The following is a 26,878-nucleotide window of genomic DNA, read 5'->3' as shown; positions in this document are numbered from 1 at the left end:
ACGGGCTCTGCCCTTCGGGGGCGGGCCCGTCCGGCCCCTGCCGATCGCGCGCCCGCGTCGCACGGCCGGACCGCGCGTCGCGCGCCGGCACGGCTTCGCCCCAGACCCGTCGAGGATCCGGGGCGAAGCCGTGCCGGCGCGCGGGGCGGGGAGATCAGGCGCCGTCCTCGCCGGAGCGCCGGCGCGAGAGGTGGTACGCCGCCCCGACCGAGCCCGCGATGAACAGGGCGCCGAGCCCGGTCTCCCGCACGTCGAACCCGGCGGTGCTGCCGCCCTCGCCGGCGTGCACGCCCTTGGGATGGCGGGATTCGGCGGGCGGGCGGTGCGAGTGGCCGCCCGCGATGGTCAGGTTCACGGTCCCGGTCCGCCTGTCACAGGCGAACCTCACCGGGTGGACCGTACCGCGCCTGGCGTCCCGGTCGACCCGCGTCGTCGCCGACGACTCGTGCCGCGGGATGGTGACCGTGTCGAACACCGGCGACGAGACCGTCACGCGTCCCCGGCAGCCGTCGGCACCGCGGCCCACCCCCAGCGTGACCTCGCCTCCCGGCGCGACGGTGGCGGGGTGGACGAGGAAGCCGAACGTCGGGCTGCCGCCTGTGGCCGCCCCGGCCGGTACGCAGGCGGCGAGGGCGGCGGCGCCCAGCAGTGCGACCGAGGCGACGGGTATCGCGCGCATGGTGAATCCTCCGGGTCCCCGAGGAGCGGCGGCGGACCTGTTCCGCTCGCGCCAGAAATGCACCTCGATGCCCGAAACGCTAGGAAGCCGTGCGCGTCGGCGCGATCGCAGTCGCGCGAATGGGGCAAACGTGTGGGCCGCTCAGGGGACCGTGACGGTGTGTCGGGCATCCCCCGGCGGCTTCCCGGTGCAGGGGCCGCCGGGGGACGCACGGGTGGGTGCGTCAGCCCTCGGCCCCGGGGAAGAGGCTCAGGAACGGATCCGTGGACGCCGCGACGCCGCGGCTGAACGGTGCGTCGAAATCCCAGATCAGGAAGAGCAGGAAGGCGATCAGCGCCGAGAACAGCCCGGCGAGCACCAGTTCGCGTGTCGTACGCCGGATCTGCAGGGCGAAGACCATGCCGACCGTGACGACGCCTCCCGTCACGAGCCCGAACCACACCACACCCGGCATGGTCGCCCCGGTCGACTCCGCCCGGGCGATGCGGGCCTGGTCCGCGGCGGTCACCTGGTCGACGAGCGGCTGGTACGCCTGGGCCTCGAAGTCGGACCTCGGCTCGTAGTCGGTGACGTCCGCGCGGACGCGGTCGAGGAGCTCGGTGCCGCGTTCGGTCACCTCGCCGCGGTCGGCCATGGCCTTCCACTCGGTGGTGACGACGTGTCCGACATAGGCGTTGACATCCTCCCGGATGCGGTCACGGACGTCGGGCGGATAGACCCGGACGCGTTCCGAGATCTCGTGCAGCGCGACCGCCTCCGCCTGTACGTGGTCCTGTGCGGCGCTGCGTGCCTCCCAGACCCCGGCGATGGCCAGACCCAGGACGATGGCGTACACCACGCCGATCCACATCGTCATGTACTCGATGACGTCCGGGGTCTCGGTGATGTCCTCGTCGTCGGACGCCCTGCGGTGCCGTACGACGGTGATGATGACGACCACGACGCAGGCGGACAGCATCGCGAGGGTGAGAACAAGCCATTCCGGCAAGAGGGCCTCCAGGGATCAGCGCGCACGGAGCGCGGCGACGGCGACCACCGCGGGCACCGTGATGAGCAGGACGAAGACGAGCGGCGACGTGGCACCGCGTGAGGGGCGCTGTTGCTGGCGTGCGGCGCGGTAGCGCGGGTAGTGCACCGGGCTGAGCGAAGGCCGGGGCGTGGGCGTGGCCGACGGGGCGGGCGCGGGAGCCGCGGGACGGACCGGCGTCGGGGTGGGGCTGGGCGTCGGGGCCGGCGTCGGCCGGGCCGGCACCGGCCGCGGGGCGGGCGGAGGCTCGGGCTTCGGAGTGGGCGGCGCCGGCGGTTCGGGCTTCGGCGGGGGCGGGGGCGGGGGCGTGGGCTTCGGCGGAGACGGTGACGGAGACGGAGGGGGAGGGGGAGGCGGTGGTGGTGGGGGCGGCGGAGTTGGAGTCGGGGTGGGTGGGGGCGGCGGTGAGGGCTCGGGGCACGGCGGGAAGGTCGGCCAGGAGCCGCTTCCGGCGACCGCCACCACGTCGATGCCGCCCGGTCCGGTCGACACGTACGCGCAGGCGTCGGCCTGCGCCGGGCCGATGGGGGCACCGACGAGCGTGAACGTCAGTGTCACCAGGGCCAGCACCCGTCCGGCAGAGGCGGGTCGGGTCGGTTCGAGTCCATGCACGACGCAGATCATCAAGCCTGACGCGCGGGGCCACGCCCGATTACCGGACGATTGACCCGAAGGAGGTACACGGGCCACCTGGCGGTTTGACCGGCGCACACCCGCTCGCGCCGCGGCTCGCACCCGCGTACGAGCGGGCGTACCGGGTGTACCGGGCGCGGCAGCGGGCCGGGGAGGCCCCGGAAGGAAAACCGCGCCCCGTTGAACACGACCCGCTCTCCCGTGCGTACCCAGTGTCGTGCGGCGGCGCAGCGGCCGTCCCAACACCTTCGTGATGATCGGGGATTGACGATGAAGACCTCCTGGCGGAGCGCCTCACTCGTGGCGAGCGCCGCGGTGGTGCTGGCGCTGACGACGGCGTGCGGCCAGGACGGCGGCAGCGCCACCGGCAGCCAGAACGTGGGTGCCACGGCCGCGCCCGGCGATGTCGGCACCATCGGCGCCGGCGACGGACTCGGGACCGGCACGGACGGCGCACAGGCGCCGGCGAGCCCGCCGCAGCCCGCGGGCAAGCTGTCCGTCTCCACGAACGCCGAGATCGGCGAGCTGGTGACCGACGGAGCGGGCCGCACCCTCTACCGCTTCGACGAGGACACCGCCAAGCCGCCCAAAACCACGTGCGAGGCCGACTGCGCCACCGCATGGCCCCCCGTGGCCGCGGACGACGCCCTCGCCGGCGAGGGCATCGACAAGGCGCTGCTCGGCGAGGTCACCCGGCCCGACGGCACCCGGCAGCTGACCATCGGCGGCTGGCCGGCGTACCGCTACGCCAAGGACGCCGCCGCCGGGGACGTCAAGGGCCAGGGCGTGGGCGGCACGTGGTACGCCCTCGCCGCCGACGGCGGGAAGGCCGAGGCGGCCGACCGGCCCGGACTGTCCACCCGCGACGATCCGGAGCTCGGCGAGATCGTCGTCGACGGGAACGGCATGACCGTCTACCGCTTCATGAAGGACGAGGCCTGGCCGAAGCCGGTCTCGGCGTGCACCGGCGCCTGCCTGGAGAAGTGGCCGGTCGTGGCGCCCGTGGAGCCCGATGACACCGAGGGTGTCGTGAAGAAGGACCTGATGACGTTCACCCGGCCCGACGGCGCCGAGCAGCAGACGGTGGACTGCTGGCCGGTCTACACCTTCGCCGGTGACAAGAAGGCCGGCGACACCAACGGCCAGGGCGTCGGCGGCACCTGGTACGCCGTCGCGCCCGACGGGAAGCCGGTCGGCGCGCCGAGGAAGTAGGACCTGGCGTCGGCCGGCGCCGCGGGCGGTCCCCGGACCGACCCGTGGGCGTCGGAGACGCCCCCAGCGCGGACAGCGGGCCGCTCCCTCCGTACCAAGGCGGAGGGAGCGGCCCCGTTCGCGTGCTTTGGTGTGTCTTGGCGCGCGGCACGTGCCCCGGGCAGTGACCGGGAACGGACTGTCAATTTCCGTTTGGGCTCGCCCCTTTGCCGGACGATCAGTAGCCTCACCTCGAACACCGGATCGCCTATGCCTTGGAGAGCTAGATGGAGCGTCCCGCCTGGGCCCCCCGCAGCATCGACATCTCGGTGCCCAGCGTGTCCCGGATCTACGACTTCTACCTGGGCGGTTCGCACAACTTCGAGGTCGACCGGGAAGCGGCCCGCAAGGCCATGGAGTTCCTGCCGGGACTCCCCAAGATCATGCAGGCGAACCGGGCGTTCATGCGCCGCGCCGTGCGCTTCGCGGCCGCCGAGGGCATCGACCAGTTCCTCGACATCGGCTCCGGCATCCCCACCTTCGGCAACGTCCACGAGGTGGCCGGGCGCAGCCGCCCCGGTGCCCGTGTCGTGTACGTCGACCACGACCCGGTGGCGGTCGCGCACAGCGAGGCCGTCCTGGCGGGCCACGACGACGCGGACGTCGTCGCCGCCGACCTCCTCAAGCCGCGGGAGATCCTCTCCAGCCCGCAGGTGGAGCGGCTGATCGACCTGAATCGGCCGGTGGCCCTGCTGTTGGTTGCCATACTGCACTTCGTGGAAGACGCGGACGACCCGTACGCGGCGGTGGCCGAGCTGAGCGACGCGCTCGCGCCCGGCAGCCTGCTGGTCCTCACGCACGCCTCGTACGAGGGAATCCCCCTGCCCGCCGAGCGGGCCGGGGGCGCGGTGGACGTGTACAAGGGCATCCGCCATCCGCTGATCATGCGTTCGCGCGACGAGATCGCGCGGTTCTTCGAGGGGTACGACATGGTGGAACCCGGACTGGTTCCGATGCCGCGCTGGCGGCCCGAAGGGGTGCCGGAGGACGAGGACCCGTATGCGTTCTCGGGGTTCGCCGGCGTGGGGCGTACGGCGTGATCGCGGAGCCGGACGGGCCGGAGGGCAGACTGCGCCGGTTCGCGACGATCTGGAGCCGAGCGGTGTTCCCGGTGACCTCGACGTCGTCGACCCGGCCCGAGTTCGAGGAGGAACTGCTGCCGCTGGCCCGCCGGCTGAGCGAGGTGCTGCGGGCGCGGAGCCTCGACGCCGAGGAGGCCAGGGCGGTCGGCGCGGCGCTCGTCGACTCGCACTGCACCGACCCCGAAGCGCTCGCCCGGACCCTGGACTGCGTCGACGCCTACCTCGTGCTCTACTGCGGGGAGGGCGGCGACCCCGAGGGCCTGCGGGCCCGTTCGGCGCGGCTCCAGCACGCCATGGCGGCCGGTTTCGCCGGGGCGCTGCGCGCCCGGACCCTGGCCGAACAGGAGGCCATCGCGCAGGCCGCCCTGAAGGCACAGGGTGTGGTGGCCGAGGCCCTGCACGCCAGTGAGGCCCGCTTCCGCGCGGTCTTCGAGGGTGCCGCCATAGGCATCGGCATCGCCGACCTGGAGGGCAACATCCTCCAGGTCAACGACGCGTTGATGCGTATGTTCGGCATCGCCGACCCGACCCTGGGCGGCCGCAGGGCCGTGGAGTGGACGCACCCCGACGACGCGCCGCAGACCTGGCGGCTCTACGACGAGCTGGTGCGCGGCGAGCGCGAGCACTACCACGTGGAGAAGGCCTTCTACCGGCCCGACGGAACGGTCCTGTGGACCAATCTGACCGTCTCCCTGCTGCGCGACGCCGACGGTACCCCGCAGTACCAGCTCGCGCTGATGGAGGACACCACCGAGCGCCGGCTGCTCAATCTGCGGCTGCGTTACGAGGCCACGCACGACGCGCTCACGGGCCTGCCCAACCGCAGCTTCTTCTTCGAACGCCTGGAGAAGGCCCTGAGCGCGGGGCCCGGCCGGCGCTTCGGCCTGTGCTATCTCGACCTCGACGGCTTCAAGACCGTCAACGACAGCCTCGGTCACGCGGCCGGTGACCGGCTCCTCGTGGAGGTCGCCGACCGCCTGCAGGCCTGCGCCACCGCGCCCGGCGAGATGGTGGCCCGGCTCGGCGGCGACGAGTTCGTCGCGCTGACCACCGGCACGGACACCCGGCACGAGGCCGACGAGCTGGCCGGGCGGATCATGAACGCGCTGCTCGCCCCCATCAGCATCGACGGCCGCGAACTGACCGTGCGCGGCAGCATCGGCGTCGTGGAGGGCCAGGCGGGCGAGCGCAGCCCGGCGGAGGTGCTGCGCAGCGCCGACATCACCATGTACCGGGCCAAGTCGGCGGGCGGCAACCGCTTCGAGCTCGCCGACCCGGAGGCCGACGCCCGCGTCATCACCCGGCACGGCCTGACCACCGCGCTGCCGGCGGCCCTGGAACGGGGTGAGTTCTTCATCGAGTACCAGCCGCTGGTGCACCTCGGCGACGGCAGCGTGCACGGCGCCGAGGCACTGGTGCGCTGGCTGCACCCGCAGCACGGTGTGCTCGGCCCGGACCGGTTCATCCCGCTCGCGGAGCACACGGGGCTGATCGTGCCGCTGGGCCGCTGGGTGCTGGAGCAGTCCGTGCGGCAGGCCCGCGCCTGGCGGGAGCGGTACGGCGGGACGACCCCCGCGGGCCCGCTGCGGATCAACGTCAACCTCTCGCCCTGCCAGCTCACCCATCCCGGCCTGGTCCAGGACACCGTGGACATCCTGGAGCGGACCGGGGTCACGCCCGACGCGCTCTGCCTGGAGGTCACGGAATCGGCGCTGATCGGCGCGGACGACGACCTGCTGAAGCCGCTGCGCCGGCTCGCCGAGATGGGCGTCGACATCGCCCTGGACGACTTCGGCACCGGCTATTCGAACCTCGCCAACCTGCGCCGGCTGCCGGTGAGCGTCCTCAAGCTGGACCGCTCGTTCACCCAGAGCATGCAGCGGTTCCCGGCGGACCCGGTCGATCTCAAGATCGTCGAGGGCATCGTCGCCCTGGCCCACAGCCTGGACCTCACGGTCACGGTGGAGGGCGTGGAGACGGGTGCCCAGGCCGAGCAGCTCCGCATACTCGGCTGCGACACGGCCCAGGGCTGGTACTACGCCCGCCCGGGCCCACCGGATCGTCTGCACGAACTGGCCCTGGTGGACGCGGCCGGCCTGTGAGGGCCGGCCTCCGGGCCTCGACGGCGGCTGCTACAGGGCGAGAGTCGCCGCCATCGAGGCCCTGGAGGCGGCGATGGCGCTCTCCACCCGGCTCGGCTCCACTTCCGCGACACGGGTGGCGATCTTGGCGAAGTCGGCGACGTTGCCTCCGCCGATGCCGATGTTGTGGTGCGTCTTCTTCTGGAGGACCTCCTTGACCCGGTTGTCGTCGAGGAAGTTGACCTCCGGTCCGACACGGAGGCCCTCCTGGTTGACCACCGCGGAATCCGCCCGGTCGAAGGCGCCGGCCTTCTGATTGGGCTGAGCGTATTTCTGGAAGAAGTTCCAGTAGTCCGCCGCGGGTATCGTGAATTCGAGGACCTTCTCGTTGTCCGCGTCCGCCGCGTTCTCGTTGCTGAACTTGGCGGTGTGGACGAGGGAGGTCGTGAAGTACTTCCGGTACTGCTTGCTCTCCCTCGCCTTCATGGAATCGACGATGCCGGCCTTCGCGCTCTTGGGCTTCAGGAAGACCTCGGCCTCCAACGCGGACATCTTGCGGTAGAGGCGGACCGGATCCCCCTCGGGGATGTTCATGGGACGGGCCTCCTTCTTGTAGTCGTTGATCTTTTTTTGGGTCCGTTCCCAGATCTGGTCCTTCACGTTCTTCTGGAAGCCCGCATCGCCGAACACGTCGTGCGTGTAGATTTTCTGGATCTCGGTGAACTCCCAGTAGGCCTCGTCGAAGCTCAGGTTGTCGTGGCTGTAGACGAAGTTGGCGAAGCCCTTGGCGAAGGCGCGGGTGGCGGTGCTGTTCTTCTTCGAGGCCTGCTCGGCGGCGGTCTCGTCAGCCGCGCGCTGCACGGGCAGTGCGGTGCCGGAGCGTGCCGAGCGGGCCACGACGTGCCGCGCGGCGGTGTTGCCCGCGGTGCGCTGTACGGCCGTGAGGGTCGCGGGTGTCGCGAGGGGCCGGCCACCGGGGAAGAGAGGTGCCTCGTGGCGTCTGAGCGCCGTAGCGCGTTGTGCCGTGACGGCCTCGTCCGGTCGCGTCCCACGTGTCCGCATCGATGTCTCCCTCACAATCGAACAGAGGTAATCCCTCAGGATGGGTGCCCGCGTGCGGGTGGCGGCAGGGGCGGGCGGGCAGACACGAGGGCAGCGCGGGCGATCCGCATGGGCCCGGTGCCGCGCCTCCGCCGCCGCGTGCTGCGCTCCGCCTCTCCCGTCACCGCTCCAGCAGCATCCGCTGCAACTCCCGCGCCGCCCTCGGCGGGGCCACGTCGCTGCGATGGGCCAGGGCGATCGTGCGGTTCAGGCCGGGACGGGCCAGCGGCGTCACCCGCAGTCCGTGCCCGGAGCGGGCGGCCACCATCCGGGGTACGACCGCCATGCCCAGTCCGGCCCGCACGAAGCCCAGCACCGCGTCCATCTCTCCGCCCTCCACCGCGAAGTCCGGCTCGAACCCCTCGGCACGGCACGCGGCCACGGTCAGCTCTCGCAGGTCGTAGCCGTGCCGGAACATCACCAGGCGTTCGCCCTCCAGGTCGGCGATGCGCACGGCGCGGCGCCCGCCGCCCGGCCGGGGTGACTCCGGAGAGGACACCACCACCAGATCCTCCCGCAGCAGCTCCACCGTGGTCAGTGCCGGTGAGGCGGTGGGCAGCGGCAGCACGACCAGGGCGAGATCGAGCGCACCGCGCGCCAGTTCCCGCACCAGGTCGTGCGAGCCGCCCTCCTCGATCAGCAGCCGGATTCCGGGATAGCGGTCGTGGAAGGCGCGCAGCACATCGGGGAGCAGACCGGTGCACAGGCTCGGGGTGGCGCCCAGCCTGACCCGGCCGCGGCGCAGCTGCACCAGCTCCAGCACCTCGTGCCGGGCGGTGTCCGCGTCGGCCAGGATGCGCCGGGCCAGCGGCAGCAGCGCCTCCCCGGCGTCGGTGAGGGTGATGTTGCCGCGCGCCCGCAGGAAGAGGTCGGCGCCCAGCTCCCGCTCCAGCGCCTTGATCTGCTGCGACAGTGACGGCTGCGCGACGTGGACCACCTCGGCGGCCCTGGTGAAGTGCCGGGTCTCGGCGACCGCCACGAAGTACTGGAGCTGTTGCAGCTGCATACTCCCAGTATACGGCGCTGATAGGCAGACTCTATGGAATCCAGGTTTTCCATGTCTTGGACCGATGGGCCCTCGGCCCCGTAGCGTCCTGTGCCATGGCTCTGGCAACGCGGACGGACCGACGGCCGTCCATGGCGCGCACCGTGTGGGACTCGACCGTCGGCAAGAAGACAGTGATGGCGGTCAGCGGTCTCGTCATGCTGCTCTACCTGGTCGCCCACATGATCGGTAACCTGAAGATCTTCTTCGGGGCGAGCGAGTTCAACCACTACGCCCACTGGCTGCGCACGGTCGGCGAACCGTTCATGCACTACGAGTGGACGCTCTGGCTGGTCCGCGTGGTGCTGGTCGTCGCCGTCGTCGCCCACGCCGTCTCCGCGTACCAGCTCAGCCGCCGCGACATCAAGGCGCGGCCCAGCAAGTACGTGCACAGGAAGCCGCGTTCCAGTTACGCGACGCGCACCATGCGCTGGGGCGGGATCATCCTGGCGCTGTTCATCGTCTGGCACATCCTGGACCTGACCACGGGCACCGTGCACTCCGGCGGTTTCGAGACGGGCAAGCCCTACCAGAACGTCGTGGACACCTTCTCCACCTGGTACGGCAACGTCATCTACATCGTCGCGGTGCTCGCCGTCGGCATGCACGTCCGGCACGGCTTCTGGAGCGCCGCCCAGACCCTCGGCGCCGGCAGCCGCACCCGCGACCGCGCCCTCAAGACCGTCGCCAACGTCCTCGCGCTGCTGCTCACGGCCGGCTTCGTCGCCGTACCCGTGGGCGTCATGACCGGAGTGGTGAGCTGACATGACAACCTACGCCGACTACACGACCGGTGCGCCGGTCGCCGACACCAAGGCCCCCGCCGGGCCGGTCAACGAGCGCTGGGACACGCGCCGTTTCGAGGCGAAGCTGGTCAACCCCGCCAACCGGCGCAAGCAGACCGTCATCGTGGTGGGTACCGGCCTCGCGGGCGGCTCGGCCGGCGCGACGCTCGCCGAACAGGGCTACCGCGTCGTCCAGTTCTGCTACCAGGACTCGCCCCGCCGGGCCCACTCCATCGCCGCGCAGGGCGGCATCAACGCCGCGAAGAACTACCGCAACGACGGCGACTCCGTCCACCGCCTGTTCTACGACACGGTCAAGGGCGGCGACTTCCGCTCCCGCGAGTCCAACGTGCACCGGCTCGCCCAGATCTCGGTCGAGATCATCGACCAGTGCGTGGCGCAGGGCGTGCCCTTCGCCCGCGAGTACGGCGGCCTCCTCGACACCCGCTCGTTCGGCGGCGTCCAGGTCTCCCGCACGTTCTACGCCCGCGGCCAGACGGGCCAGCAGCTGCTGCTCGGCGCCTACCAGGCCCTCAGCAGGCAGATCGCGGCGGGCAACATCGAGATGCACCCGCGCACCGAGATGCTGGACCTGATCGTCGTGGACGGCCGGGCGCGCGGCATCGTCGCCCGGGACCTGATCACCGGGAAGATCGACACGTACTTCGCCGACGCCGTGGTCCTGGCCTCCGGCGGTTACGGCAACGTCTTCTACCTGTCGACCAACGCGATGAACTCCAACGCGACCGCCGTGTGGCGGGCGCACCGGCGCGGCGCGTACTTCGCCAACCCCTGCTTCACGCAGATCCACCCCACCTGCATCCCGCGCACCGGCGACCACCAGTCCAAGCTGACGCTGATGAGCGAGTCGCTGCGCAACGACGGCCGGATCTGGGTGCCGAAGGCCAAGGGCGACGACCGCCCGCCGAACAAGATCCCCGAGGACGAGCGCGACTACTACCTGGAGCGCGTCTACCCGTCCTTCGGCAACCTCGTCCCCCGCGACATCGCCTCCCGCGCCGCCAAGAACGTCTGCGACGAGGGCAGGGGAGTGGGGCCCGGCGGCCAGGGCGTGTACCTGGACTTCGCCGACGCGATCAAGCGCATGGGCCGGGGGGCGGTCGAGGCCAAGTACGGCAACCTCTTCGACATGTACCAGCGGATCACCGACGAGGACCCGTACACGGTACCGATGCGGATCTACCCCGCCGTGCACTACACGATGGGCGGACTGTGGGTGGACTACGACCTCCAGACCACCGTCCCGGGCCTGTTCGCCATCGGCGAGGCCAACTTCTCCGACCACGGCGCCAACCGGCTCGGCGCCTCCGCGCTGATGCAGGGCCTCGCCGACGGCTACTTCGTCCTGCCGGCCACCATCAACGACTACCTCGCCCGCAACCCCCACAAGGACGAGGTCGACGACGGCCACCCGGCGGTGCAGGAGGTGCTGGCCGAGACCGAGGACCGGCTCAACCTGCTCCTCTCCGTGGACGGGGACCGCACGCCGGACTCCTTCCACCGCGAACTGGGCGAACTGATGTGGGAGTTCTGCGGCATGGCCCGCACCGACTCCGGCCTGCGCAAGGCCCTGGGGCGCATCCCGCAGATCCGCGAGGAGTTCTGGCGGCGCATCAAGGTCCCCGGCACCGGCGAGGAGTTCAACCAGTCCCTGGAGAAGGCCAACCGCATCATCGACTACCTGGAGCTCGCCGAGCTGATGTGCCTCGACGCGCTGCACCGGGCCGAGTCCTGCGGCGGCCACTTCCGGGAGGAGTCCCAGACCCCGGACGGCGAGGCGGCCCGCAGGGACGACCTGTTCGGGTACGCCGCCGCCTGGGAGTTCACGGGTACGGGACAGGCCCCGGCCCTGCACAAGGAAGACCTGGTCTTCGAGTACGTCCACCCCACTCAGCGGAGCTACGCATGAAGCTCACCCTGCGCGTCTGGCGGCAGAAGAACGCCGACGCCGACGGCGCCATGTCCACGTACGAGGTGGACGGCATCTCCCGGGACATGTCCTTCCTGGAGATGCTCGACACCCTCAACGAGGAGCTCATCCTCAAGGGCGAGGACCCGGTCGCCTTCGACCACGACTGCCGCGAGGGCATCTGCGGCGCCTGTTCGCTGGTCATCAACGGCGACGCCCACGGGCCCGAGCGCACCACCACCTGCCAGTTGCACATGCGGTCCTTCCAGGACGGCGACACCATCGACATCGAGCCGTGGCGGGCGTCCGCCTTCCCGGTGGTGAAGGACCTGGTCGTCGACCGTTCGGCCTTCGACCGCATCATCCAGGCCGGCGGCTACATCACCGCGCCCACGGGCGCCGCGCCGGAGGCCCACGCGACCCCGGTGCCGAAGCCGGACGCCGAGCTCGCCTTCGAACACGCAGAGTGCATCGGCTGCGGCGCGTGCGTCGCGGCCTGCCCGAACGGGGCGGCGATGCTGTTCACCTCGGCGAAGGTCAACCACCTGAACGTCCTGCCGCAGGGGGCGCCCGAGCGCGAGACCCGGGTGCTGGACATGGTGGCGCAGATGGACGACGAGGGCTTCGGCGGCTGCACCCTCGCCGGCGAATGCGCCACGGCGTGCCCGAAGGGCATCCCCCTGGTGTCCATCACCAGCATGAACAAGGAGTGGCTGCGGGCCACGCGCAAGGTGGCCAGGCGTTAGCCGGGGCCCGACCGGACGTTCGCCGGAAGGTGCGGACGGACGGGGCCGGGAGAGGTGCTCCTCCCGGCCCCGTCTCGCTTCCCGCCCCTGGCATTCAACAGGCCCACATCCACTCTCCCGGCCCAGGTCACGCACCGGCCAACCGGCAGCGGAAGAACAGGGGCGGCAGACCGTACACCGTCGGTCCGCCGTCGCCGCCCCGGCCCGTGACCAGGAGAGTGCCATGCCCGGCGTACTGACCGCAGACCGTCCCCCGAAGCCTGCCGCACCCCGCCGCTACACCGTCGCCCTCGCCCGTGACGAGGAGGACGTGCGGGCCGCGCAGCGGCTGCGGCACGATGTCTTCGCCGGGGAGATGGGCGCGCTGCTCGCCGGCCCGCAGCCCGGGTACGACGTCGATCCCTTCGACGCGTACTGCGACCACCTGCTGGTGCGGGAGGAGACGACCGGGCAGGTCGTCGGCACCTATCGGCTGCTGCCGCCGGAGCGCGCGGCGGTCGCCGGGCGGCTGTACGCGGAGAGCGAGTTCGACCTCGCGGCGCTGGACGCGATACGGCCCGGTCTCGTCGAGGTCGGCCGTTCCTGCGTGCACCCCGACCACCGGGACGGCGCCGTCATCGGACTCATCTGGGCCGGCATAGCCCGCTACATGACCGACCAGGGCCACGAGTGGCTGGCAGGCTGCTGCTCGATCCCGCTCGCCGACGGCGGCGCCCTCGCCGCCGGCACCTGGGACCGGGTGCGGGCCAAGCACCTGGCACCCGAGGAGTACCGGGTACGGCCGCTGCTCCCGTGGGTCCCGCGCGCGGCGGGGCCGGCGGCCCGCACCGAACTGCCGGCCCTGCTGCGCGGCTACCTCCGCCTCGGCGCCTGGGTCTGCGGGGAGCCCGCGCACGACGTGGACTTCGGCGTCGCCGACCTGTACGTGCTGCTGCCGATGAGCCGGGTCGACCCGCGCTATCTGCGGCACTTCCTCTCGCTCGTCCCGGCCTGATGAGCGCCTGGCTGCCCGCCGCGCCCTGTACCCCCGGGGCGTGCGTGGAGCCGTCCCGGGCCGCGGCGGCCGTACCGCTCGCCGTACTGCGGCTCACCGTGCTCGCCGTGCTGCTCCTGGCCGCGATCGTGGTCGTGCTGACACCGCTCGGCCGGGGGAGCCCCCGCTCGCGGCGGAGGATCCCCGCCGCCGTGGTGCGGCACTGGTGCCGGTGGCTCGTGCGGGCCGCCGGCGTCCGGGTCCGCGTCACGGGGGCCGCCCCGCCCGAGGGCGGGCTGCTCCTCGTCGCCAACCACGTCTCCTGGCTCGACATCCCCCTGCTGGCCGCCGTGCGCCCTGCCAGGATGCTGGCCAAGAGCGACATCCGGCACTGGCCGGTGGCGGGCCCGCTCGCCGCGCGCGCGGGCGTGCTGTTCATCGAACGGGACCGGCTGCGGGCCCTGCCGGACACGGTCGCCGCGATCGCGGGGGCACTGCGGGCGGGCGCCGCGGTCGCCGCCTTCCCCGAGGGCAGCACGTGGTGCGGCCGGGCCCAGGGACACTTCCACCGGGCCGTCTTCCAGGCCGCCCTGGACGCCGCGGTGCCGGTCCAGCCGGTCAGCATCCGGTACCGGAGCGGGGAGCGGGCGGTGAGCACGGCGCCCGCGTTCGTCGGGGAGGACACCCTGCTCGCCTCCCTGTGGCGGGTGGCCTCGGCGCGCGGGCTGACCGCCGAGGTGGAGGTGGGGCCGGTCATCGGAGCGGGCCGGCACCCCGACCGGCGGTCGCTCGCCCGCGCCGCCCAGGGGAAAGCACCTTCGAAAAGTATGTGTGCTTTGTGATGTATGTGCCGTTTCCGTACTGCTGATGCGGACAATCGGAAGGCAGGCACTCCGGAAGGAGGGTGATGCCAGATGATCACCCGTGAAGAGATCGCCAACGTCCTGGACCATCCGGTCTACGACGGTGACGGCAACAAGATCGGCGACGCCAAGCACGTCTTCTTCGACGACATGACCGGGCGCCCCGAATGGGTGAGCGTCAAGACGGGCATGTTCGGCTCCAACGAGTCCTTCGTACCCATCCGTGACGCCTCGCTGGTGCAGGACCACATCGAGGTCCCCTACCGCAAGGACCAGGTCAAGGACGCGCCCAACGTCGACGTCGACGCGGGCGGCCATCTGTCGGAGACCGAGGAGCACCGGCTCTACGACTACTACGGCATCAACTGGGACAGCGTGCTCTCCGAGGCCGAGCGGACCGACGACGGCCGGTGGGCCGCGGGCACGGGCACGGCCGGAGCCGCGGGAGCCGCGGGAGCCGCCGGTACGGCCGGCACGACCGGCTACCAGGACGCCCCGGAGCGGACGGGCATGCGCGACGACGCCATGACCCGTTCCGAGGAGCAGATGCACGTAGGCGTCGAACGGCGTGAGTCCGGCCGGGCCAGGCTGCGCAAGTACGTGGTCACGGAAGAGGTCCAGCAGACCGTCCCGGTGAGCCACGAGGAAGTGAGGGTGGAGCGCGAACCGATCACGGACGCCAACCGTGACGCGGCGCTCTCCGGCCCGGAGATCAGCGAGGACGAGCACGAGGTCACGCTGCACGAGGAACGCCCCGTTGTCGACACGGAGACGGTGCCGGTGGAGCGTGTCCGGATGACCACGGAGGAGCACACCGAGAACGAGACGGTACGCGGCCAGGTCCGCAAGGAGCGGATCGAGGCCGAGACCGAGGCCACCACCGACGACGACACCCGACGGGGCCGCACGTAGGCGTCCCTGCCGTCACCGCGAGGGCGCGCGCCGGCGAAGTGCCTTCACCAGCGCGTTCCCCCGTGCAGCGCCTCGGCCAGATAGGGGGCGGTGGCACTCCCGCCCGCGCGCGCCACCTCGGCCGGCGGCCCCTCGGCGACGATCCGGCCCCCCGCCTCGCCGCCGCCCGGCCCCAGGTCGATCACCCGGTCGGCGCCCGCCACCACGGCCATGTCGTGCTCGACCACGACCACCGTGTGCCCGGCGTCGACGAGACCGTGCAACTGGCGCATCAGCACCTCGACATCGGCCGGATGCAGACCCGTCGTCGGCTCGTCGAGGAGATACAGCGTGTGGCCGCGACGCCCCCGCTGCAGCTCGCTCGCCAGCTTGATGCGCTGCGCCTCGCCACCGGACAGCTCGGTCGCCGGCTGGCCGAGCCGCAGGTAGCCCAGTCCGACGTCGAGCAGCGCGGCCAGGCTGCGTGCCACGGCCGGCGTGTCCGCGAAGAACTCCGCGGCGCCCTCCACCGTCAGGTCCAGCACTTCGGCGATGTTCCGCCCCCGGTACGCCACTTCGAGCGTCCCGGGGTTGTAGCGCGCCCCGCCGCAGTCCGGGCACGGCGCGTACGTACTCGGCAGGAACAGCAGCTCGACGCCGACGAACCCCTCGCCCTGGCAGGTCTCGCAACGGCCTCCCGGCACGTTGAAGGAGAAGCGGCCGACACCGTAACCCCTCTCCCGCGCCTCGTCGGTGGCCGCGAAGACCTTGCGCACCACGTCGAACAGGCCCGTGTACGTGGCCAGGTTGGAGCGCGGGGTGCGTCCGATCGGCCGCTGGTCGACGGAGACCAGCCGGCCCACCCCCGGCAGGTCCTGGGTGATCTCGCCGATGAGCGTCGACTTCCCGGAACCGGACACGCCCGTCACCGCCGTGAGGACGCCGAGCGGGAACTCGGCGGTCACCCCGCGCAGGTTGTGCCGGGTGACCGGGCCGACCGTCACCGTGCCTCGCGGGGTCCGGACCGCGCGGACGGGCGCGGGGGAGCGGTCGAAGAGGTGGCGGGCGGTCGCGGACTCCCCGACGTCGGCCAGCCCGGCGACCGGGCCGCTGTACAGCACCCGCCCGCCGTGCTCGCCCGCCCGCGGACCGACGTCCACGATCCAGTCGGCGCCGCGCACCACGCCGAGGTGGTGCTCCACCACGAACACCGAGTTGCCGGCCGCCTTCAGCCGCTCCAGTACCGTCAGCAGCGCCTCGGTGTCCGCCGGGTGCAGTCCCGCGGACGGCTCGTCCAGGACGTACACGACCCCGAAGAGCCCGGAGCGCAGCTGCGTCGCCAGCCGCAGCCGCTGCAGCTCGCCCGCCGACAGGGTGGGCGTCGCACGGTCGAGACTCAGATAGCCGAGCCCCAGCTCGACGACGGGGGCGATCCGGGAGGTGAGGTCCCCGGCGAGTACCCGGGCCGTCTCGCCGCCCGTCGGCAGGGCTTTCGCGAGTTCCGTGAGCGGCAGCGCGGCCAGCTCGGCGATGGTACGGCCGCCGAGGGTGACCGCCAGAGCCTGGGGCCGCAGCCTGCCGCCGCCGCAGACCGGGCAGGGCGCACTGGTGAGGAAGCGCTCGGCCCTCGCCCGCAGCGTGGCGCTCTTGGAGTCCGAGAAGGTCTTCATCACATACCGGCGGGCGCTCATGTACGTGCCCTGGTACGGCCGCTGGATGCGGCCCGCGTCCCGCACCGGGTGCACCGTGACCACCGGCTGCTCGTCCGTGAACAGGATCCACTCCCGCTGCCCGGCGGGCAGCTCCCGCCACGGCCGGTCCACGTCGTACCCGAGCGCGTCGAGGACGTCCCGCAGGTTCTTGCCCTGCCAGGCGCCCGGCCACGCGGCGATCGCGCCGTCCCGGACGGAGAGCGACGGATCCGGAACCAGTAGTTCCTCGGTCGTGCGGTGCACCCGGCCGAGCCCGTGGCACTCGGGGCACGCCCCCGCCGCCGTGTTGGGCGAGAAGGCGTCGGAGTCGAGCCGCGGGGCGCCCGGCGGGTAGTCACCGGCGCGGGAGAACAGCATCCGCAGGGAGTTGGACAGGTTGGTGACCGTGCCGACCGAGGAACGGGACGTGGGCGCCGCGCGGCGCTGCTGCAGCGACACGGCGGGCGGCAGCCCGGTGATCTCGCCGACCTTCGGGGCGCCGACCTGGTGGATCAGCCTGCGGGCGTACGGCGCGACCGACTCGAAGTAGCGCCGCTGCGCCTCCGCGTAGACCGTCCCGAACGCGAGCGACGACTTCCCCGACCCCGACACACCGGTGAACACCGCCACCACGTCCCGGGGGACGTCCACGTCCACGCCCCTGAGGTTGTGCTCGCGGGCGTCGCGCACCCGGACGTAGGGGTCGTGGGGGCTGTGCATCGCGGGGGACTCCGTAGGGTCTTCGGTGACGGCCGGCGCCGACCGGGGGCCGGTGGATCCGGTGGGTCCGGCAGGGCCGGTGGGGCCGGTGGGACCGGTGGGACCGGTGGGACAAACCCCGCGATTCTACGCCTGGCCGGCGAACATGTCCGCGCCGGTGACACGGGCGAGCCGCCGGTAGGAGTCCCGCAGCGCCTCGCGGTCGTACGTGCTCGTGGTCACCAGGACCTCCTGCGCGCCCGTGTCCTCGAGGAGCGACTCCAGCTCGTCGGCGACCTGTTCCTCGGTGCCGGCGATGTGGCCGGCCAGACCGGCGTCGTACAGGTCGCGCTCCTTGGCGGTCATCGTCCGGGACTCCACCTCCTCGGCCGGGGGCAGGGGCGGGAAGGAGCCGCGGGTGCGGGCGTGGGCCATCGACCAGGCCTCCGGGACCAGGAGCCGCCGGGCCGCCTCCGGGGTGCCGGCCACGGCGATCGTGCCCGAGACGACGACGTACGGCTCCGCCCTCCACGCGGAGGGGCGGAACCCGGCACGGTAGCGGTCGATGCCGCGGCGCATCCGGTCGCGGTCGCGCAGGTCCCCGATGACCATCGGCAGGCCGGCCCGGGCGGCGACGGCCGCGCCCTCGCCCATGGCCAGCACGAACGGCGGCACGGTCAGCCCCTCCGCGGGGCGGGCGCGCACCCCCGTGGGGGAGGTGCCGCGGAACCAGCCGAGCAGCTCGGCCAGCTGGGCGCCGAAGTCGTCGGCGTCCTCCTTGTCCCGGCCCAGCGCCTTCCGCACGCCGTCGGTGAAGCCCACCGAGCGGCCGAGTCCCATGTCGATCCGGCCGGGGAAGAGCGACTCCAGCACGCCGAACTGCTCGGCGACGACCAGCGGCCGGTGGTTGGGCAGCATCACACCGCCGGTGCCGACCCGGATGGTGCGCGTGGCCCCGGCGACGGCGGCGGCCAGCACGGTCGGCGCCGAGCCGGCCACTCCGGGCACACCGTGGTGCTCGGCCACCCAGAACCGGTGGTAGCCGAGCCGCTCGGCCTCCCGCGCCAGTTCCACGGTGTCGCGCAACGCCTGTGCGCCGGTGTGGCCCTCGCGGATGCGGGAGCGGTCGAGAACGGAGAAGCGGGTGGTCGCGATCACTGAGCTCACACGCTGTTCAACGTCCGGACGGCGCCAGGATTCCCGGTACGGCGCTCTAGGGTGGGCGGGTGACCGACAGCAAGAAGCCCCCGGTGGCCGTGTTCGACCTGGACAACACCCTCGCCGGCACCGCGCACCGGCAGCGGTTCCTGGAGCGCCGGCCGCGCGACTGGGACGCCTTCTTCGCCGCCGCGCCCCACGATCCGCCGCTCGCGGAGGGCATCGCGCTGCTGCGGGCGAGCGCCGAGGAGTGCGAGATCGTGTATCTGACCGGGCGGCCCGAGCGCTGCCGGCGCGACACGCTCGACTGGCTGACCGCGCACGGCCTGCCCGAGGGTCCCGTGCACATGCGGGGCAACGCCGACCGCCGGCCCGCCCGGCGCACCAAGCTGGACATCCTCCGGCGGCTCGCCCGCACCCGCGAGGTCCGGGTCCTCGTGGACGACGACGAGCTGGTGTGCGACGACGCGGAACGGGCCGGGTTCACCGTCGTCCGGGCACGCTGGGCGGCCCGGTCGGCCGAGCTGCGTGTGGCGCAGGAGCGCGAGGGCCGCACCTGACCGTCCCGGTCGGCCAGAGGACCGCCGCGGTGAGCCCGAGGGCGGCCGCCGCGGTGAACCGGGAGCGGAGTACGCCCGGGGCCGTCAGTCCGAGTCCTCCAGGCGGAAGCCGAGCTTCAGGCCGACCTGCCAGTGGGCGACCTCCCCTTCCTCGATCTGGCCGCGCACCTGGGTCACCTCGAACCAGTCCAGATTGCGCAGGGTCCGCGAGGCGCGGGTGATGCCGTTGCGGATCGCCTGGTCGACGCCGTCGGGCGAGGTACCGACGATCTCCGTGACCCGGTAGGTGTGGTTCGACATGCGGGTGCTCCCTTCCGCGGGGCGGCGGTGGCCTGTGGCACGTGCCGTACGCCGTGTGTCGTGCGTCACTCCACCGTGCCCCAAGCCGCGACGGAGCGCGAGGCGTCGGGGGTCCGGACAAGGTCACCCCTTGACCTCCGCATTGGTCCATACCAAAATCCCAGACACCCGTTCGAGCCTCGGGCTCGTCCCCCACGTCGGGTCTCCCTTCGCGTGCGCAGGACACCCCTGTCCGCCACCGCCCCCTGTCCGTCAGACAGAAGGACCCCTCGTGAGACGTCGCCTGCTCGCCCTTGTCTGTGTGTCCGCCTCCCTGCTCAGCGGCTGCGGCCTGATGCCGCAGGACGGCGGGAGTGAGCGGCGCACCGTCACCGTGTGGCTGATGAAGGACAGCGCCTCGCAGGACTTCCTGCAGCGGTTCACCGAGGAGTTCGAGCGGGAGAACCCCGGCCTCGACCTGGACATCCGGATCCAGAAGTGGACCGGGATCGGTGACAAGGTGCAGACCGCGCTGAAGGCCGACGGCACGGACGGGCCCGACGTCATCGAGGTCGGCAACACCCAGGTTCCGCAGTACGCCGAGGGCGGCCGGCTGATGGATCTGACGCTGGAGTCGATGCGGGACTGGGGCATCCGCGACTGGCTGCCGGGCCTCGCCGAGCCGGGGAAGTGGATGTCCCAGCAGTACGGCATTCCCTGGTACGCGGCCAACCGCGTGGTCATCTACCGCAAGGACCTGTTCGAGCAGGCCGGCATCACCGGGCCGCCCCGCACCCGCGAGGAGTGGCTCACCGCCACCGAGAAGCTCGACTCGGGCGGTGACCAGGGCATCTACCTGGCCGGACAGGACTGGTACACACTCTCCGGCTTCATCTGGGACGAGGGCGGCGAGCTGGCCACGGAGTCGGGTGGCGTCTGGTCGGGCGCCCTGCACTCCGAGGCCGCCCTGCGCGGCATGGACTTCTACCGCGAGCTGCAGGCCCTCGGTGACGGCCCGCTGGACGCCGACGAGGAACACCCGCCGCAGGCCGGCGTGTTCGCCCGGGGGCGGGTCGCGCAGATCGTCGCGGTGCCGGGGCTCGCCCGGTCCATCGTGCGCGAGAACCCCGAACTCGAGGGCAAGCTCGGCTTCTTCCCCGTGCCCGGCAAGAGCGCCGGCAAGCCCGGTGCCGTCTTCACCGGCGGCTCCGACCTCGTCGTACCGAAGAACACCGACGAACACGACGGCGCCCTCGCCGTGGTCGAGGCGCTCGTCGGCACCAAGTGGAACACCGACCTGGCCCGGACCATGAACTACGTCCCGAACAAGAAGTCGCTCGCCGCGGCCGTCGCGGGCGAGGAGGGGGTGGCCGCCATGGCGGCCGGCGCCGCGCAGGGCCGGGCGACCCCCGGCACGCCCCGGTGGGGCGCGGTCGAGGCGGACAATCCGATCAAGACGTACATGACGAAGGTGCTCACCGGGGGCGACGCGCAGTCGGAGGCCCGCAAGGCCTCCGACCGCGTCACCGAACTGCTGGACCTCGACGCGCGCTGAGGCGTCGCCGCGTCGGCGGACCGCGCCCGGCACGCTCACGTGCCGCGAGCCGTCCTCGGCGAGCCGTCCTCAGCGGGCCACGCTGAGCGACAGCGCGAAACGGTCCTCGCCGTCCGTCCACCAATGGGCCAGCTCAAGCCCCGCCGCGGCCAGTTCGGCCCGCACGCCATCCCGCCGGAACTTCGCGGACACCTCGGTACGCAACTCCTCCCCGTCCGCGAAGTCCACGGCCAGGTCGAGCGCCTGGACCTTGACCGTCTGCGCGGTACGGGAGCGCAGTCGCATCTCGATCCACTCGCGGTCGGCGTTCCACAGCGCCACGTGCTCGAAGGCGGCGGGCTCGAAGTCGGCGTCCAGCTCCCTGTTGATGACGGACAGTACGTTCTTGTTGAACGCGGCCGTCACCCCGGCCGCGTCGTCGTACGCCCGGACCAGCGTCCGCTCGTCCTTGACCAGGTCCGTGCCGAGCAGCAGGGAGTCGCCGGGGGAGAGCAGGGAGCGGACGGCGGACAGGAACGCGGCGCGTTCGCCGGGCAGCAGATTGCCGATCGTGCCGCCGAGGAACGCCACCAGCCGGGGACCCGGCGTCCCGGGCAGCGTCAGCCCTCCGGTGAAGTCGGCGATCAGCGCGTGCACCTGGAGGTCCGGCCGCTCGGCGACGAGTGCCCGACCGGCCTGGGTCAGGGCGCTCTCGCTGACGTCGACCGGCACGTAGCCGCGCAGGCCGGTCAGCGCGTCGAGCAGGAACCGCGTCTTCTCCGAGGAACCGGAACCCAGCTCCACCAGCGTGCGGGCACCGGTCGCCGCGGCGATCTCGCCGGCCCGGTCGACGAGGATCTCCCGCTCGGCCCGCGTCGGGTAGTACTCGGGCAGCGCGGTGATCTCCTCGAACAGCTCGCTGCCCCGCGCGTCGTAGAACCACTTGGGCGGCAGCCACTTGGGCGTGCTCGTCAGGCCCGCCAGGACGTCGGCGCGCAGGGCGGCGTCCGTGGCGTCCTCGGGCAGCGTGCGGGTGAGGCGGAACGGGCTCACGTACGGGGCTCCTTCGGAGAGACGAAAGCGTCTGCGAGGGCGGTGTCGCCCGGGTCCTTGAGCGGGGTGAGCAGCACGTCCGTGCGGCTCGCCGCGAGCAGGGTGCGGTCGGGGACCTCCTGCCAGTGCGGGTCGTCGTCGTACGGCTCCGAGGCGACGACCGTGCCACCCCCGGGGCGGCTCAGGTACCACAGAGTGTCGCCCCAGGTGGTCGCGGTGATGGTGGTGCCGCTGGTGAGCAGCAGGTTGAGCCGGGAGGCGGGGGCCGCCGCGGCGACCTCCAGCACCGTCTCGGCGAGCGCCCGGCCCTCGTCGTCCCCGGCGCGCAGCCGGCCGAGGACCAGCGCCCACACGAGTGCCGAGTCGTTGCGTGCCTCCAGTGCCAGCAGGTCCTCGGGCGGCAGCGTGCCGGCCACCCGCGCCAGCGAACCGGGCCAGCCCGCCACGGCACCGTTGTGGCTGAACAGCCAGGTTCCCGCGGCGAACGGCGCCGCCGCGGCCTCCGCGTCCGCGCCCGACAGCGTCGCGTCCCGCACGGCGGCGAGCAGCGCGCCGGTCCGTACGACCCGGGCCAGGTCGGCGAAGGACTGGTCCGCCCAGATGGGCCCGGCCCGGCGGTACCGCGCCGGCACCGGGTCGCCCCCGGCGTACCAGCCGACGCCGAAACCGTCGGCGTTGACCGTGCCGTGGCGCTGGTGCCTGGGTGCCCAGGACTGGCGGTACAGGCCGTGCGGCGGCGCCACGAGGAGCCGGCCGAGCGGCTCCTCGGGTCCCACGTAGGCGAGGTGACGGCACATCAGAAGGCCTCCGGGGTGCGGGCGGTGCGGAACCCGGAGAAGATCTGCCGCCGGATCGGATAGTCCCAGTTGCGGAACGTTCCCCGGCAGGCCACCGCGTCCACGGCGAACGAACCGCCGCGCAGCACCTTGTACTCGGGCCCGAAGAACACCTCCGAGTACTCCTTGTACGGGAACGCCCTGAAGCCCGGGTACGGGGCGAAGTCGCTCGACGTCCACTCCCAGACGTCACCGATCAACTGCCGCACCCCGAGCGGCGACTCACCGGCCGGATAGCTGCCCGCCGGCGCCGGGCGCAGATGCCGCTGGCCGAGGTTGGCGTGGTCCGGCCCCGGGTCCGCGTCGCCCCACGGATAGCGGGCCGAGCGGTCGCCCGCCGGATCGTACCGGGCGGCCTTCTCCCACTCGGCCTCGGTGGGCAGCCGCCGTCCGGCCCAGCGGGCCCAGGCGTCCGCCTCGTACCAGCACACGTGCACCACCGGCTCGTCGGTCGGCACCACCTCGGTGACCCCGAAGCGCCGCCGCAGCCACTGCCCGCCGTCCCGGCGCCAGAACAGCGGGGCGGTCACGGAGTGCCGGCGGATGTGGTCCCAGCCCTCGGGGGTCCACCAGCGCGAGTCGTCGTAGCCGCCGTCGTCGATGAACGCCTGGTACGCGCCGTTGGTCACCGGCGTGGTGTCGATGTAGAACGGCGCCACCTCGCGCCGGTGCGCGGGGCGTTCGTTGTCCAGGGCCCACGGCTCGGTCGACGTGCCCATCGTGAACGGGCCGCCGGGCACCAGGACCTCCGCGGGGCCGGTGAACAGCGGCACCGGGTCCGGGTCCGGCGCGGTCAGGGCCTGCGGGCCCCTGCGGAGCTGATGGGTGATCAGCATGGTCTCGTCGTGCTGCTGCTCGTGCTGGGCGATCATCCCGAAGGCGAAACCCGCCTGAGTCAGCCGCGTCCCGTGGAACGCGGTGCTCTCCAGTACGTCCAGGGCCCGTCCGCGCACGTCGGCCGCGTACCGGCGGGCCTCGGCGGGCGACAGCAGCGGCAGCTTGGGCCGCTCCGCGCGCGGATGCTCGAAGGCGTCGTAGAGGCTGTCTATCTCGGGCCGTATCGCCTCCTGCCCGGCGACGGCGCGCAGCAGCCACTGCTCTTCCTGGTTGCCGATGTGCGCCAGGTCCCACACCAGCGGGGACATCAGCGGCGACACCTGGGACGTCAGATCGGGGCCGTCCACGCAGCTGGTCAGCAGCGTGGTCCGGTCGCGGGCCGTGACGAGCGTGGCCAGGGCCCGTTCGCGCAGGGCGCCGGCGTCGACGGCCGTCCCGCCAGTGGTGTCGGTGGTGGTGTCGGGGGTGTCGGTGGCGGTGTCCATGGCGGGGTCGGTCATGGGCGGGTCTCCGTCCCGTGCGGGCCACGGCTCGCGCCGTCCGGCGTGTCCAGCAGGTCGTCGGCGGGGCAGCGGCCCTTGAGCGCGTAGCGCTCCAGGTGCGCCGCGACGGCGTCCGTCACCGCCGCGGTGGCTCCCAGCCTGGGCAGGGCGGCGAGCGCCGCCGTCAGGCACACGACGGCCGCCTCGCGCAGCTCCGGATCGGTGAGGCCGTCGCGGGCGGCGTCCCGGTACAGCGGGTTGTGCGGGGCGGGCAGGCCGAGCGTGCGCTCGGCGAGCGGTTTCACGGCCCGGTAGGCGGTCTCGGTGGCCTCCTGGTCGTCGAACAGGGCCGCCGTCACGGCGAGCGGCACCATCCAGCCGTCGTCGCCGGGCTGGGCGTCGATCATGCGCAGCTCCAGATGCCCGCGCGGCCGGACCGGCGGGAAGAGTGTGGTGAGGTGGTAGTCGAGATCCTCCCGGGTCGGCGGTCTCGACGCCCGGCTCCGGGTCCACTCCCGGAAGGTCAGGCCCTCCGGTACGTCCCACGGTCCTTCCTCCCGGCGTACGCACATCACCGGCGCCTGAAGGACGTGCCGGGTCCACGCGCCGCGCGGGTCGGAGTCCAGCGGGGGGCCACCGGCCCGGCCGGTGGCGATCTGCGTCCACCGCAGCTGCCGGGTGGACCGCCAGCCGGTGGGCCGGCCCTCGGCCAGCGGGGAGTTGGCGAACGCGGCGGTGAGGACCGCGCCCAGATGGTGGGCCAGCCACCAGCGGCGTACGTGCCCGAGCGGGCCGGGTTCCTCGTACCCGGCGTCCACGCACACCTGCACGGACGCGGAGGCGCACATCATGAAGCGGCCCGCGGGGCCGGCGCGGTCGAGACAGGCCTCCATGGCGTCGTAGCGCGGCTGCCTCAGATAGCGGCGGGGGGAGTGCCAGGGGTCGTGACCGAGGCCCACGAGGGCGAGGCCGTCGTCGCGCAGGACCGCGCGGACGGCGTCGAGATCGGCGGAGACGGTACCGATGCACTCCATCAGGGAGGCGGCGGGGAGCGAGCTCAACTCCAGCTGGCCGCCGGGTTCGACGGTCAGCGCCGACCTGAGGGGCACGGTCCGCAGTGCGGCGTACATGGCGCGCAGTCGTTCGGGTGACACGGGCAGCCGGGGTGCGTCCAGCTCGTGGACGAGCCATTCCACTTCGACGCCGAGCAGCCTCGGCGGACCGGTCTTGAAGCAGATGCCGCGGACCAGCGCCTCGACCTCGGCTTCGGTGACAGAGGTGCGTGGCCGCGTACAGCCACTTACCGCATCGGACATGTCGGGATCCTCCTGAGATTCCATCCATGCCGCCGACCCTTCAGCGGTGGGCCGGGTCGGCACACTCGTCCCACCCAAGACCCTCGTGCGGTCCCGCACAAGGGTGCATACCGGGACGTACCGGCTCGGTAATCTCCGTGACCCGTCCGTTTCCGGGGGCTTTCCCCGTCGTTCCCGGGCCGGGAACTCCGTTGCACCGCATCACCAGCATCACCCAGGATTCCTGCATGAGCACGACGGGGGACACCGCGCGGTGCGCGGTCACGGCGTCCACGGGGGTGGCGCCGTGAGCGCGCGCCTGCGGGGCATCGCACAGCAGACCGAGCAGATCGTGATGGCGGGGTCCTACCGCGCGTCCGGCGGGCGCGAGGTACCGATCGCAGCGGCGGTCGAGGAGGCGCGGGAGCGCACCCGGATGTTCGGCCCGTCACCCGTGGAACCGGCTGCGTCCGTTCCGGTGCGAACTGTCTTCGAGGTCACCGGCGAGAGCAGCCTCGAGGCCGCCCGCCGGCTCGGCGGCGAGGTCGCCGTGCTGAACTTCGCCTCCGCCCGCAACCCCGGCGGCGGCTATCTCAACGGCGCCCAGGCCCAGGAGGAAGCCCTGTGCCGGGCCTCCGCGCTGTACACCTGCCTGCTGCGGGCACGCGAGTTCTACGACCACCACCGCGCCCACCGGGACCCGTTCTACACCGACCGCGTCATCCACTCGCCCGGCGTGCCCGTCTTCCGCGACGACCGCGGCCGGCTGCTGGACGAGCCGTACACCGCCGGCTTCCTCACGTCCGCCGCACCCAACGCGGGCGTGGTGCTGCGCACGGCCCCGGAGCGCGCCGCCGAGCTGCCCGCGGCCCTCGCCGCACGCGCCGAGCGGGTGCTGGAGACGGCCGCCGCCCACGGGTACCGGCGGCTGGTGCTCGGTGCCTGGGGCTGCGGAGTGTTCCGCAACGACCCGGCCGAGGTGGCGGGCGCGTTCCGGACGCGGCTAGGGCCCGGCGGACGGTTCGCGGAAGCCTTCGAGCGGGTGACGTTCGGCATCCTGGACCGCACGCCGGGCGGCACGGTCAGGGCCGCCTTCGCACGCGTCTTCCCGGAGGGGGCGGGCCGTCCCGGCCGGCTCCAGCCGTAGCGCTCCCGCAGCCGCTGCGGTACGGCGCCGAACGGCCTCCGGTCCAGGGCGCACGCCTCGCGGTGGCGCGCACCGGCGTCGCGCAGCCGCGGCACCCGGTCCACGCCGGTCACGAGTCCCGCCCGGAGCGGTCCCACGTGCCGGCGGCGGGGCCGCGTCCTCGTCGTCCGGGAGTGCCGGTGCGGGCGGGTCGGCCGCCGCCCCGAGCCGCAGACGCGGT

Annotated in this window: 24 protein-coding genes; 12 read left to right on the top strand and 12 right to left on the bottom strand. The window is 72.7% G+C overall.

Features of this window, described 5'->3' with window-relative positions; all coding sequences use genetic code 11:
* Positions 1-154: 154 nt before the first annotated feature.
* The 3 genes from ACP4J0_RS19725 to ACP4J0_RS19715 form a co-directional block, all read right to left on the bottom strand.
* The gene (locus tag ACP4J0_RS19725; RefSeq protein WP_426599986.1) at positions 155-679 is read right to left on the bottom strand and encodes a hypothetical protein; all 525 of its coding nucleotides are present in this window, start codon (positions 677-679) and stop codon (positions 155-157) included.
* A gap of 223 nt (positions 680-902) precedes the next feature.
* The gene (locus ACP4J0_RS19720) at positions 903-1,667 is read right to left on the bottom strand and encodes a DUF4239 domain-containing protein (protein WP_426599985.1); all 765 of its coding nucleotides are present in this window, start codon (positions 1,665-1,667) and stop codon (positions 903-905) included.
* 15 nt (positions 1,668-1,682) lie between these two features.
* A complete protein-coding gene (locus ACP4J0_RS19715; RefSeq protein WP_345590120.1) occupies positions 1,683-1,814 on the bottom strand; it encodes a hypothetical protein in 132 nt (43 codons plus the stop codon).
* A gap of 795 nt (positions 1,815-2,609) precedes the next feature.
* Here ACP4J0_RS19715 and ACP4J0_RS19710 point away from each other — a divergent pair.
* The 3 genes from ACP4J0_RS19710 (at position 2,610) to rmdA (ending at position 6,774) form a co-directional block, all read left to right on the top strand.
* Complete coding sequence (locus ACP4J0_RS19710; protein WP_426600027.1) at positions 2,610-3,551, top strand: SCO0930 family lipoprotein; 942 nt, start codon at positions 2,610-2,612, stop codon at positions 3,549-3,551.
* A 266-nt stretch (positions 3,552-3,817) separates the two neighbouring features.
* The gene (locus ACP4J0_RS19705; RefSeq protein ID WP_426599984.1) at positions 3,818-4,630 is read left to right on the top strand and encodes an SAM-dependent methyltransferase; all 813 of its coding nucleotides are present in this window, start codon (positions 3,818-3,820) and stop codon (positions 4,628-4,630) included.
* Positions 4,627-6,774, top strand: a complete 2,148-nt coding sequence (rmdA, locus tag ACP4J0_RS19700; RefSeq protein ID WP_426599983.1) for a cyclic Di-GMP phosphodiesterase RmdA — start codon at positions 4,627-4,629, stop codon at positions 6,772-6,774. The genes ACP4J0_RS19705 and rmdA overlap by 4 nt, the downstream gene beginning before the upstream one ends.
* Before the next feature lie 30 nt (positions 6,775-6,804).
* On the opposite strand, the gene ACP4J0_RS19695 is transcribed toward rmdA, so the two are convergent.
* A complete protein-coding gene (locus ACP4J0_RS19695; protein ID WP_426599982.1) occupies positions 6,805-7,815 on the bottom strand; it encodes a hypothetical protein in 1,011 nt (336 codons plus the stop codon).
* A 160-nt stretch (positions 7,816-7,975) separates the two neighbouring features.
* Positions 7,976-8,860, bottom strand: coding sequence for a LysR family transcriptional regulator (locus ACP4J0_RS19690; protein ID WP_398134038.1), 885 nt, complete (start codon positions 8,858-8,860; stop codon positions 7,976-7,978).
* A gap of 131 nt (positions 8,861-8,991) precedes the next feature.
* On the opposite strand from ACP4J0_RS19690, the gene ACP4J0_RS19685 reads away from it, so the two are divergent.
* The 6 genes from ACP4J0_RS19685 (at position 8,992) to ACP4J0_RS19660 (ending at position 15,108) form a co-directional block, all read left to right on the top strand.
* On the top strand, positions 8,992-9,663 hold the full coding sequence (locus tag ACP4J0_RS19685) for a succinate dehydrogenase (protein WP_426600026.1): 672 nt from the start codon (positions 8,992-8,994) through the stop codon (positions 9,661-9,663).
* Between the two features lies 1 nt (position 9,664).
* Complete coding sequence (locus ACP4J0_RS19680) at positions 9,665-11,614, top strand: fumarate reductase/succinate dehydrogenase flavoprotein subunit (RefSeq protein WP_426599981.1); 1,950 nt, start codon at positions 9,665-9,667, stop codon at positions 11,612-11,614.
* On the top strand, positions 11,611-12,360 hold the full coding sequence (locus tag ACP4J0_RS19675) for a succinate dehydrogenase/fumarate reductase iron-sulfur subunit (protein WP_426599980.1): 750 nt from the start codon (positions 11,611-11,613) through the stop codon (positions 12,358-12,360). Before ACP4J0_RS19680 ends, ACP4J0_RS19675 begins: the two co-directional genes overlap by 4 nt.
* Positions 12,361-12,583: 223 nt before the next feature.
* A complete protein-coding gene (locus tag ACP4J0_RS19670) occupies positions 12,584-13,354 on the top strand; it encodes a GNAT family N-acetyltransferase (protein WP_426599979.1) in 771 nt (256 codons plus the stop codon).
* Positions 13,354-14,175 (top strand): lysophospholipid acyltransferase family protein, encoded by an 822-nt coding sequence (locus tag ACP4J0_RS19665; protein ID WP_426599978.1) that lies wholly within the window; start codon positions 13,354-13,356, stop codon positions 14,173-14,175. Before ACP4J0_RS19670 ends, ACP4J0_RS19665 begins: the two co-directional genes overlap by 1 nt.
* Before the next feature lie 72 nt (positions 14,176-14,247).
* Positions 14,248-15,108: a DUF2382 domain-containing protein gene (locus ACP4J0_RS19660; protein WP_426599977.1), complete on the top strand. Its 861-nt coding sequence runs from the start codon at positions 14,248-14,250 to the stop codon at positions 15,106-15,108.
* A 44-nt stretch (positions 15,109-15,152) separates the two neighbouring features.
* On the opposite strand, the gene ACP4J0_RS19655 is transcribed toward ACP4J0_RS19660, so the two are convergent.
* Together ACP4J0_RS19655 and ACP4J0_RS19650 are read right to left on the bottom strand one after the other, a co-directional pair.
* The gene (locus ACP4J0_RS19655) at positions 15,153-17,498 is read right to left on the bottom strand and encodes an ATP-binding cassette domain-containing protein (protein ID WP_426599976.1); all 2,346 of its coding nucleotides are present in this window, start codon (positions 17,496-17,498) and stop codon (positions 15,153-15,155) included.
* A 126-nt stretch (positions 17,499-17,624) separates the two neighbouring features.
* Positions 17,625-18,644 (bottom strand): LLM class flavin-dependent oxidoreductase, encoded by a 1,020-nt coding sequence (locus ACP4J0_RS19650; RefSeq protein WP_426599975.1) that lies wholly within the window; start codon positions 18,642-18,644, stop codon positions 17,625-17,627.
* 59 nt (positions 18,645-18,703) lie between these two features.
* Between ACP4J0_RS19650 and ACP4J0_RS19645 the strand changes: the two genes are divergently transcribed.
* Positions 18,704-19,195: an LNS2 domain-containing protein gene (locus tag ACP4J0_RS19645; protein ID WP_426599974.1), complete on the top strand. Its 492-nt coding sequence runs from the start codon at positions 18,704-18,706 to the stop codon at positions 19,193-19,195.
* An 84-nt stretch (positions 19,196-19,279) separates the two neighbouring features.
* Here the strand turns inward: ACP4J0_RS19645 and ACP4J0_RS19640 are convergent, their stop codons facing one another.
* Positions 19,280-19,495 carry a dodecin gene (locus ACP4J0_RS19640; protein WP_426599973.1) on the bottom strand — a complete coding sequence of 72 codons (216 nt, stop codon included), beginning with the start codon at positions 19,493-19,495 and terminating at the stop codon, positions 19,280-19,282.
* Positions 19,496-19,766: 271 nt separating this feature from the next.
* Here ACP4J0_RS19640 and ACP4J0_RS19635 point away from each other — a divergent pair, with 271 nt between their 5' ends.
* Positions 19,767-21,029, top strand: a complete 1,263-nt coding sequence (locus ACP4J0_RS19635; RefSeq protein WP_426599972.1) for an extracellular solute-binding protein — start codon at positions 19,767-19,769, stop codon at positions 21,027-21,029.
* 69 nt (positions 21,030-21,098) lie between these two features.
* Here the strand turns inward: ACP4J0_RS19635 and egtD are convergent, their stop codons facing one another.
* The 4 genes from egtD to egtA are packed head-to-tail and all read right to left on the bottom strand — an operon-like array spanning position 21,099 to position 25,532.
* Positions 21,099-22,061, bottom strand: a complete 963-nt coding sequence (gene egtD / locus ACP4J0_RS19630) for an L-histidine N(alpha)-methyltransferase (RefSeq protein ID WP_426599971.1) — start codon at positions 22,059-22,061, stop codon at positions 21,099-21,101.
* Positions 22,058-22,858 carry an ergothioneine biosynthesis protein EgtC gene (gene egtC / locus ACP4J0_RS19625; RefSeq protein WP_426599970.1) on the bottom strand — a complete coding sequence of 267 codons (801 nt, stop codon included), beginning with the start codon at positions 22,856-22,858 and terminating at the stop codon, positions 22,058-22,060. Before egtC ends, egtD begins: the two co-directional genes overlap by 4 nt.
* Positions 22,858-24,234: an ergothioneine biosynthesis protein EgtB gene (egtB, locus tag ACP4J0_RS19620; protein ID WP_426599969.1), complete on the bottom strand. Its 1,377-nt coding sequence runs from the start codon at positions 24,232-24,234 to the stop codon at positions 22,858-22,860. Before egtB ends, egtC begins: the two co-directional genes overlap by 1 nt.
* Positions 24,231-25,532, bottom strand: a complete 1,302-nt coding sequence (gene egtA, locus ACP4J0_RS19615; RefSeq protein WP_426599968.1) for an ergothioneine biosynthesis glutamate--cysteine ligase EgtA — start codon at positions 25,530-25,532, stop codon at positions 24,231-24,233. Before egtA ends, egtB begins: the two co-directional genes overlap by 4 nt.
* Positions 25,533-25,818: 286 nt before the next feature.
* On the opposite strand from egtA, the gene ACP4J0_RS19610 reads away from it, so the two are divergent.
* Positions 25,819-26,658 (top strand): TIGR02452 family protein, encoded by an 840-nt coding sequence (locus ACP4J0_RS19610; protein WP_426599967.1) that lies wholly within the window; start codon positions 25,819-25,821, stop codon positions 26,656-26,658.
* Positions 26,659-26,878: the final 220 nt, after the last annotated feature.

Origin of the sequence: Streptomyces sp. WG7, assembly GCF_049975785.1 — a bacterium.
Classification (GTDB): domain Bacteria; phylum Actinomycetota; class Actinomycetes; order Streptomycetales; family Streptomycetaceae; genus Streptomyces.
Note: the sequence above shows the minus strand (reverse complement) of the source record. Positions and strands in the feature narration are given on the sequence as shown.

What these genes read in the sequence shown, in the direction of transcription:
- ACP4J0_RS19655 (WP_426599976.1), bottom strand. Translation starts at nt 17,498, where the DNA reads ATGCACAGCCCCCACGACCCCTACGTCCGGGTGCGCGACGCCCGCGAG.
- ACP4J0_RS19695 (WP_426599982.1), bottom strand. Translation starts at nt 7,815, where the DNA reads ATGCGGACACGTGGGACGCGACCGGACGAGGCCGTCACGGCACAACGC.
- ACP4J0_RS19725 (WP_426599986.1), bottom strand. Translation starts at nt 679, where the DNA reads ATGCGCGCGATACCCGTCGCCTCGGTCGCACTGCTGGGCGCCGCCGCC.
- egtA (WP_426599968.1), bottom strand. Translation starts at nt 25,532, where the DNA reads ATGTCCGATGCGGTAAGTGGCTGTACGCGGCCACGCACCTCTGTCACC.
- ACP4J0_RS19680 (WP_426599981.1), top strand. Translation starts at nt 9,665, where the DNA reads ATGACAACCTACGCCGACTACACGACCGGTGCGCCGGTCGCCGACACC.
- ACP4J0_RS19670 (WP_426599979.1), top strand. Translation starts at nt 12,584, where the DNA reads ATGCCCGGCGTACTGACCGCAGACCGTCCCCCGAAGCCTGCCGCACCC.
- ACP4J0_RS19690 (WP_398134038.1), bottom strand. Translation starts at nt 8,860, where the DNA reads ATGCAGCTGCAACAGCTCCAGTACTTCGTGGCGGTCGCCGAGACCCGG.
- ACP4J0_RS19660 (WP_426599977.1), top strand. Translation starts at nt 14,248, where the DNA reads ATGATCACCCGTGAAGAGATCGCCAACGTCCTGGACCATCCGGTCTAC.
- ACP4J0_RS19640 (WP_426599973.1), bottom strand. Translation starts at nt 19,495, where the DNA reads ATGTCGAACCACACCTACCGGGTCACGGAGATCGTCGGTACCTCGCCC.
- ACP4J0_RS19675 (WP_426599980.1), top strand. Translation starts at nt 11,611, where the DNA reads ATGAAGCTCACCCTGCGCGTCTGGCGGCAGAAGAACGCCGACGCCGAC.
- ACP4J0_RS19710 (WP_426600027.1), top strand. Translation starts at nt 2,610, where the DNA reads ATGAAGACCTCCTGGCGGAGCGCCTCACTCGTGGCGAGCGCCGCGGTG.
- egtB (WP_426599969.1), bottom strand. Translation starts at nt 24,234, where the DNA reads ATGACCGACCCCGCCATGGACACCGCCACCGACACCCCCGACACCACC.
- ACP4J0_RS19685 (WP_426600026.1), top strand. Translation starts at nt 8,992, where the DNA reads ATGGCGCGCACCGTGTGGGACTCGACCGTCGGCAAGAAGACAGTGATG.
- ACP4J0_RS19665 (WP_426599978.1), top strand. Translation starts at nt 13,354, where the DNA reads ATGAGCGCCTGGCTGCCCGCCGCGCCCTGTACCCCCGGGGCGTGCGTG.
- egtC (WP_426599970.1), bottom strand. Translation starts at nt 22,858, where the DNA reads ATGTGCCGTCACCTCGCCTACGTGGGACCCGAGGAGCCGCTCGGCCGG.
- ACP4J0_RS19705 (WP_426599984.1), top strand. Translation starts at nt 3,818, where the DNA reads ATGGAGCGTCCCGCCTGGGCCCCCCGCAGCATCGACATCTCGGTGCCC.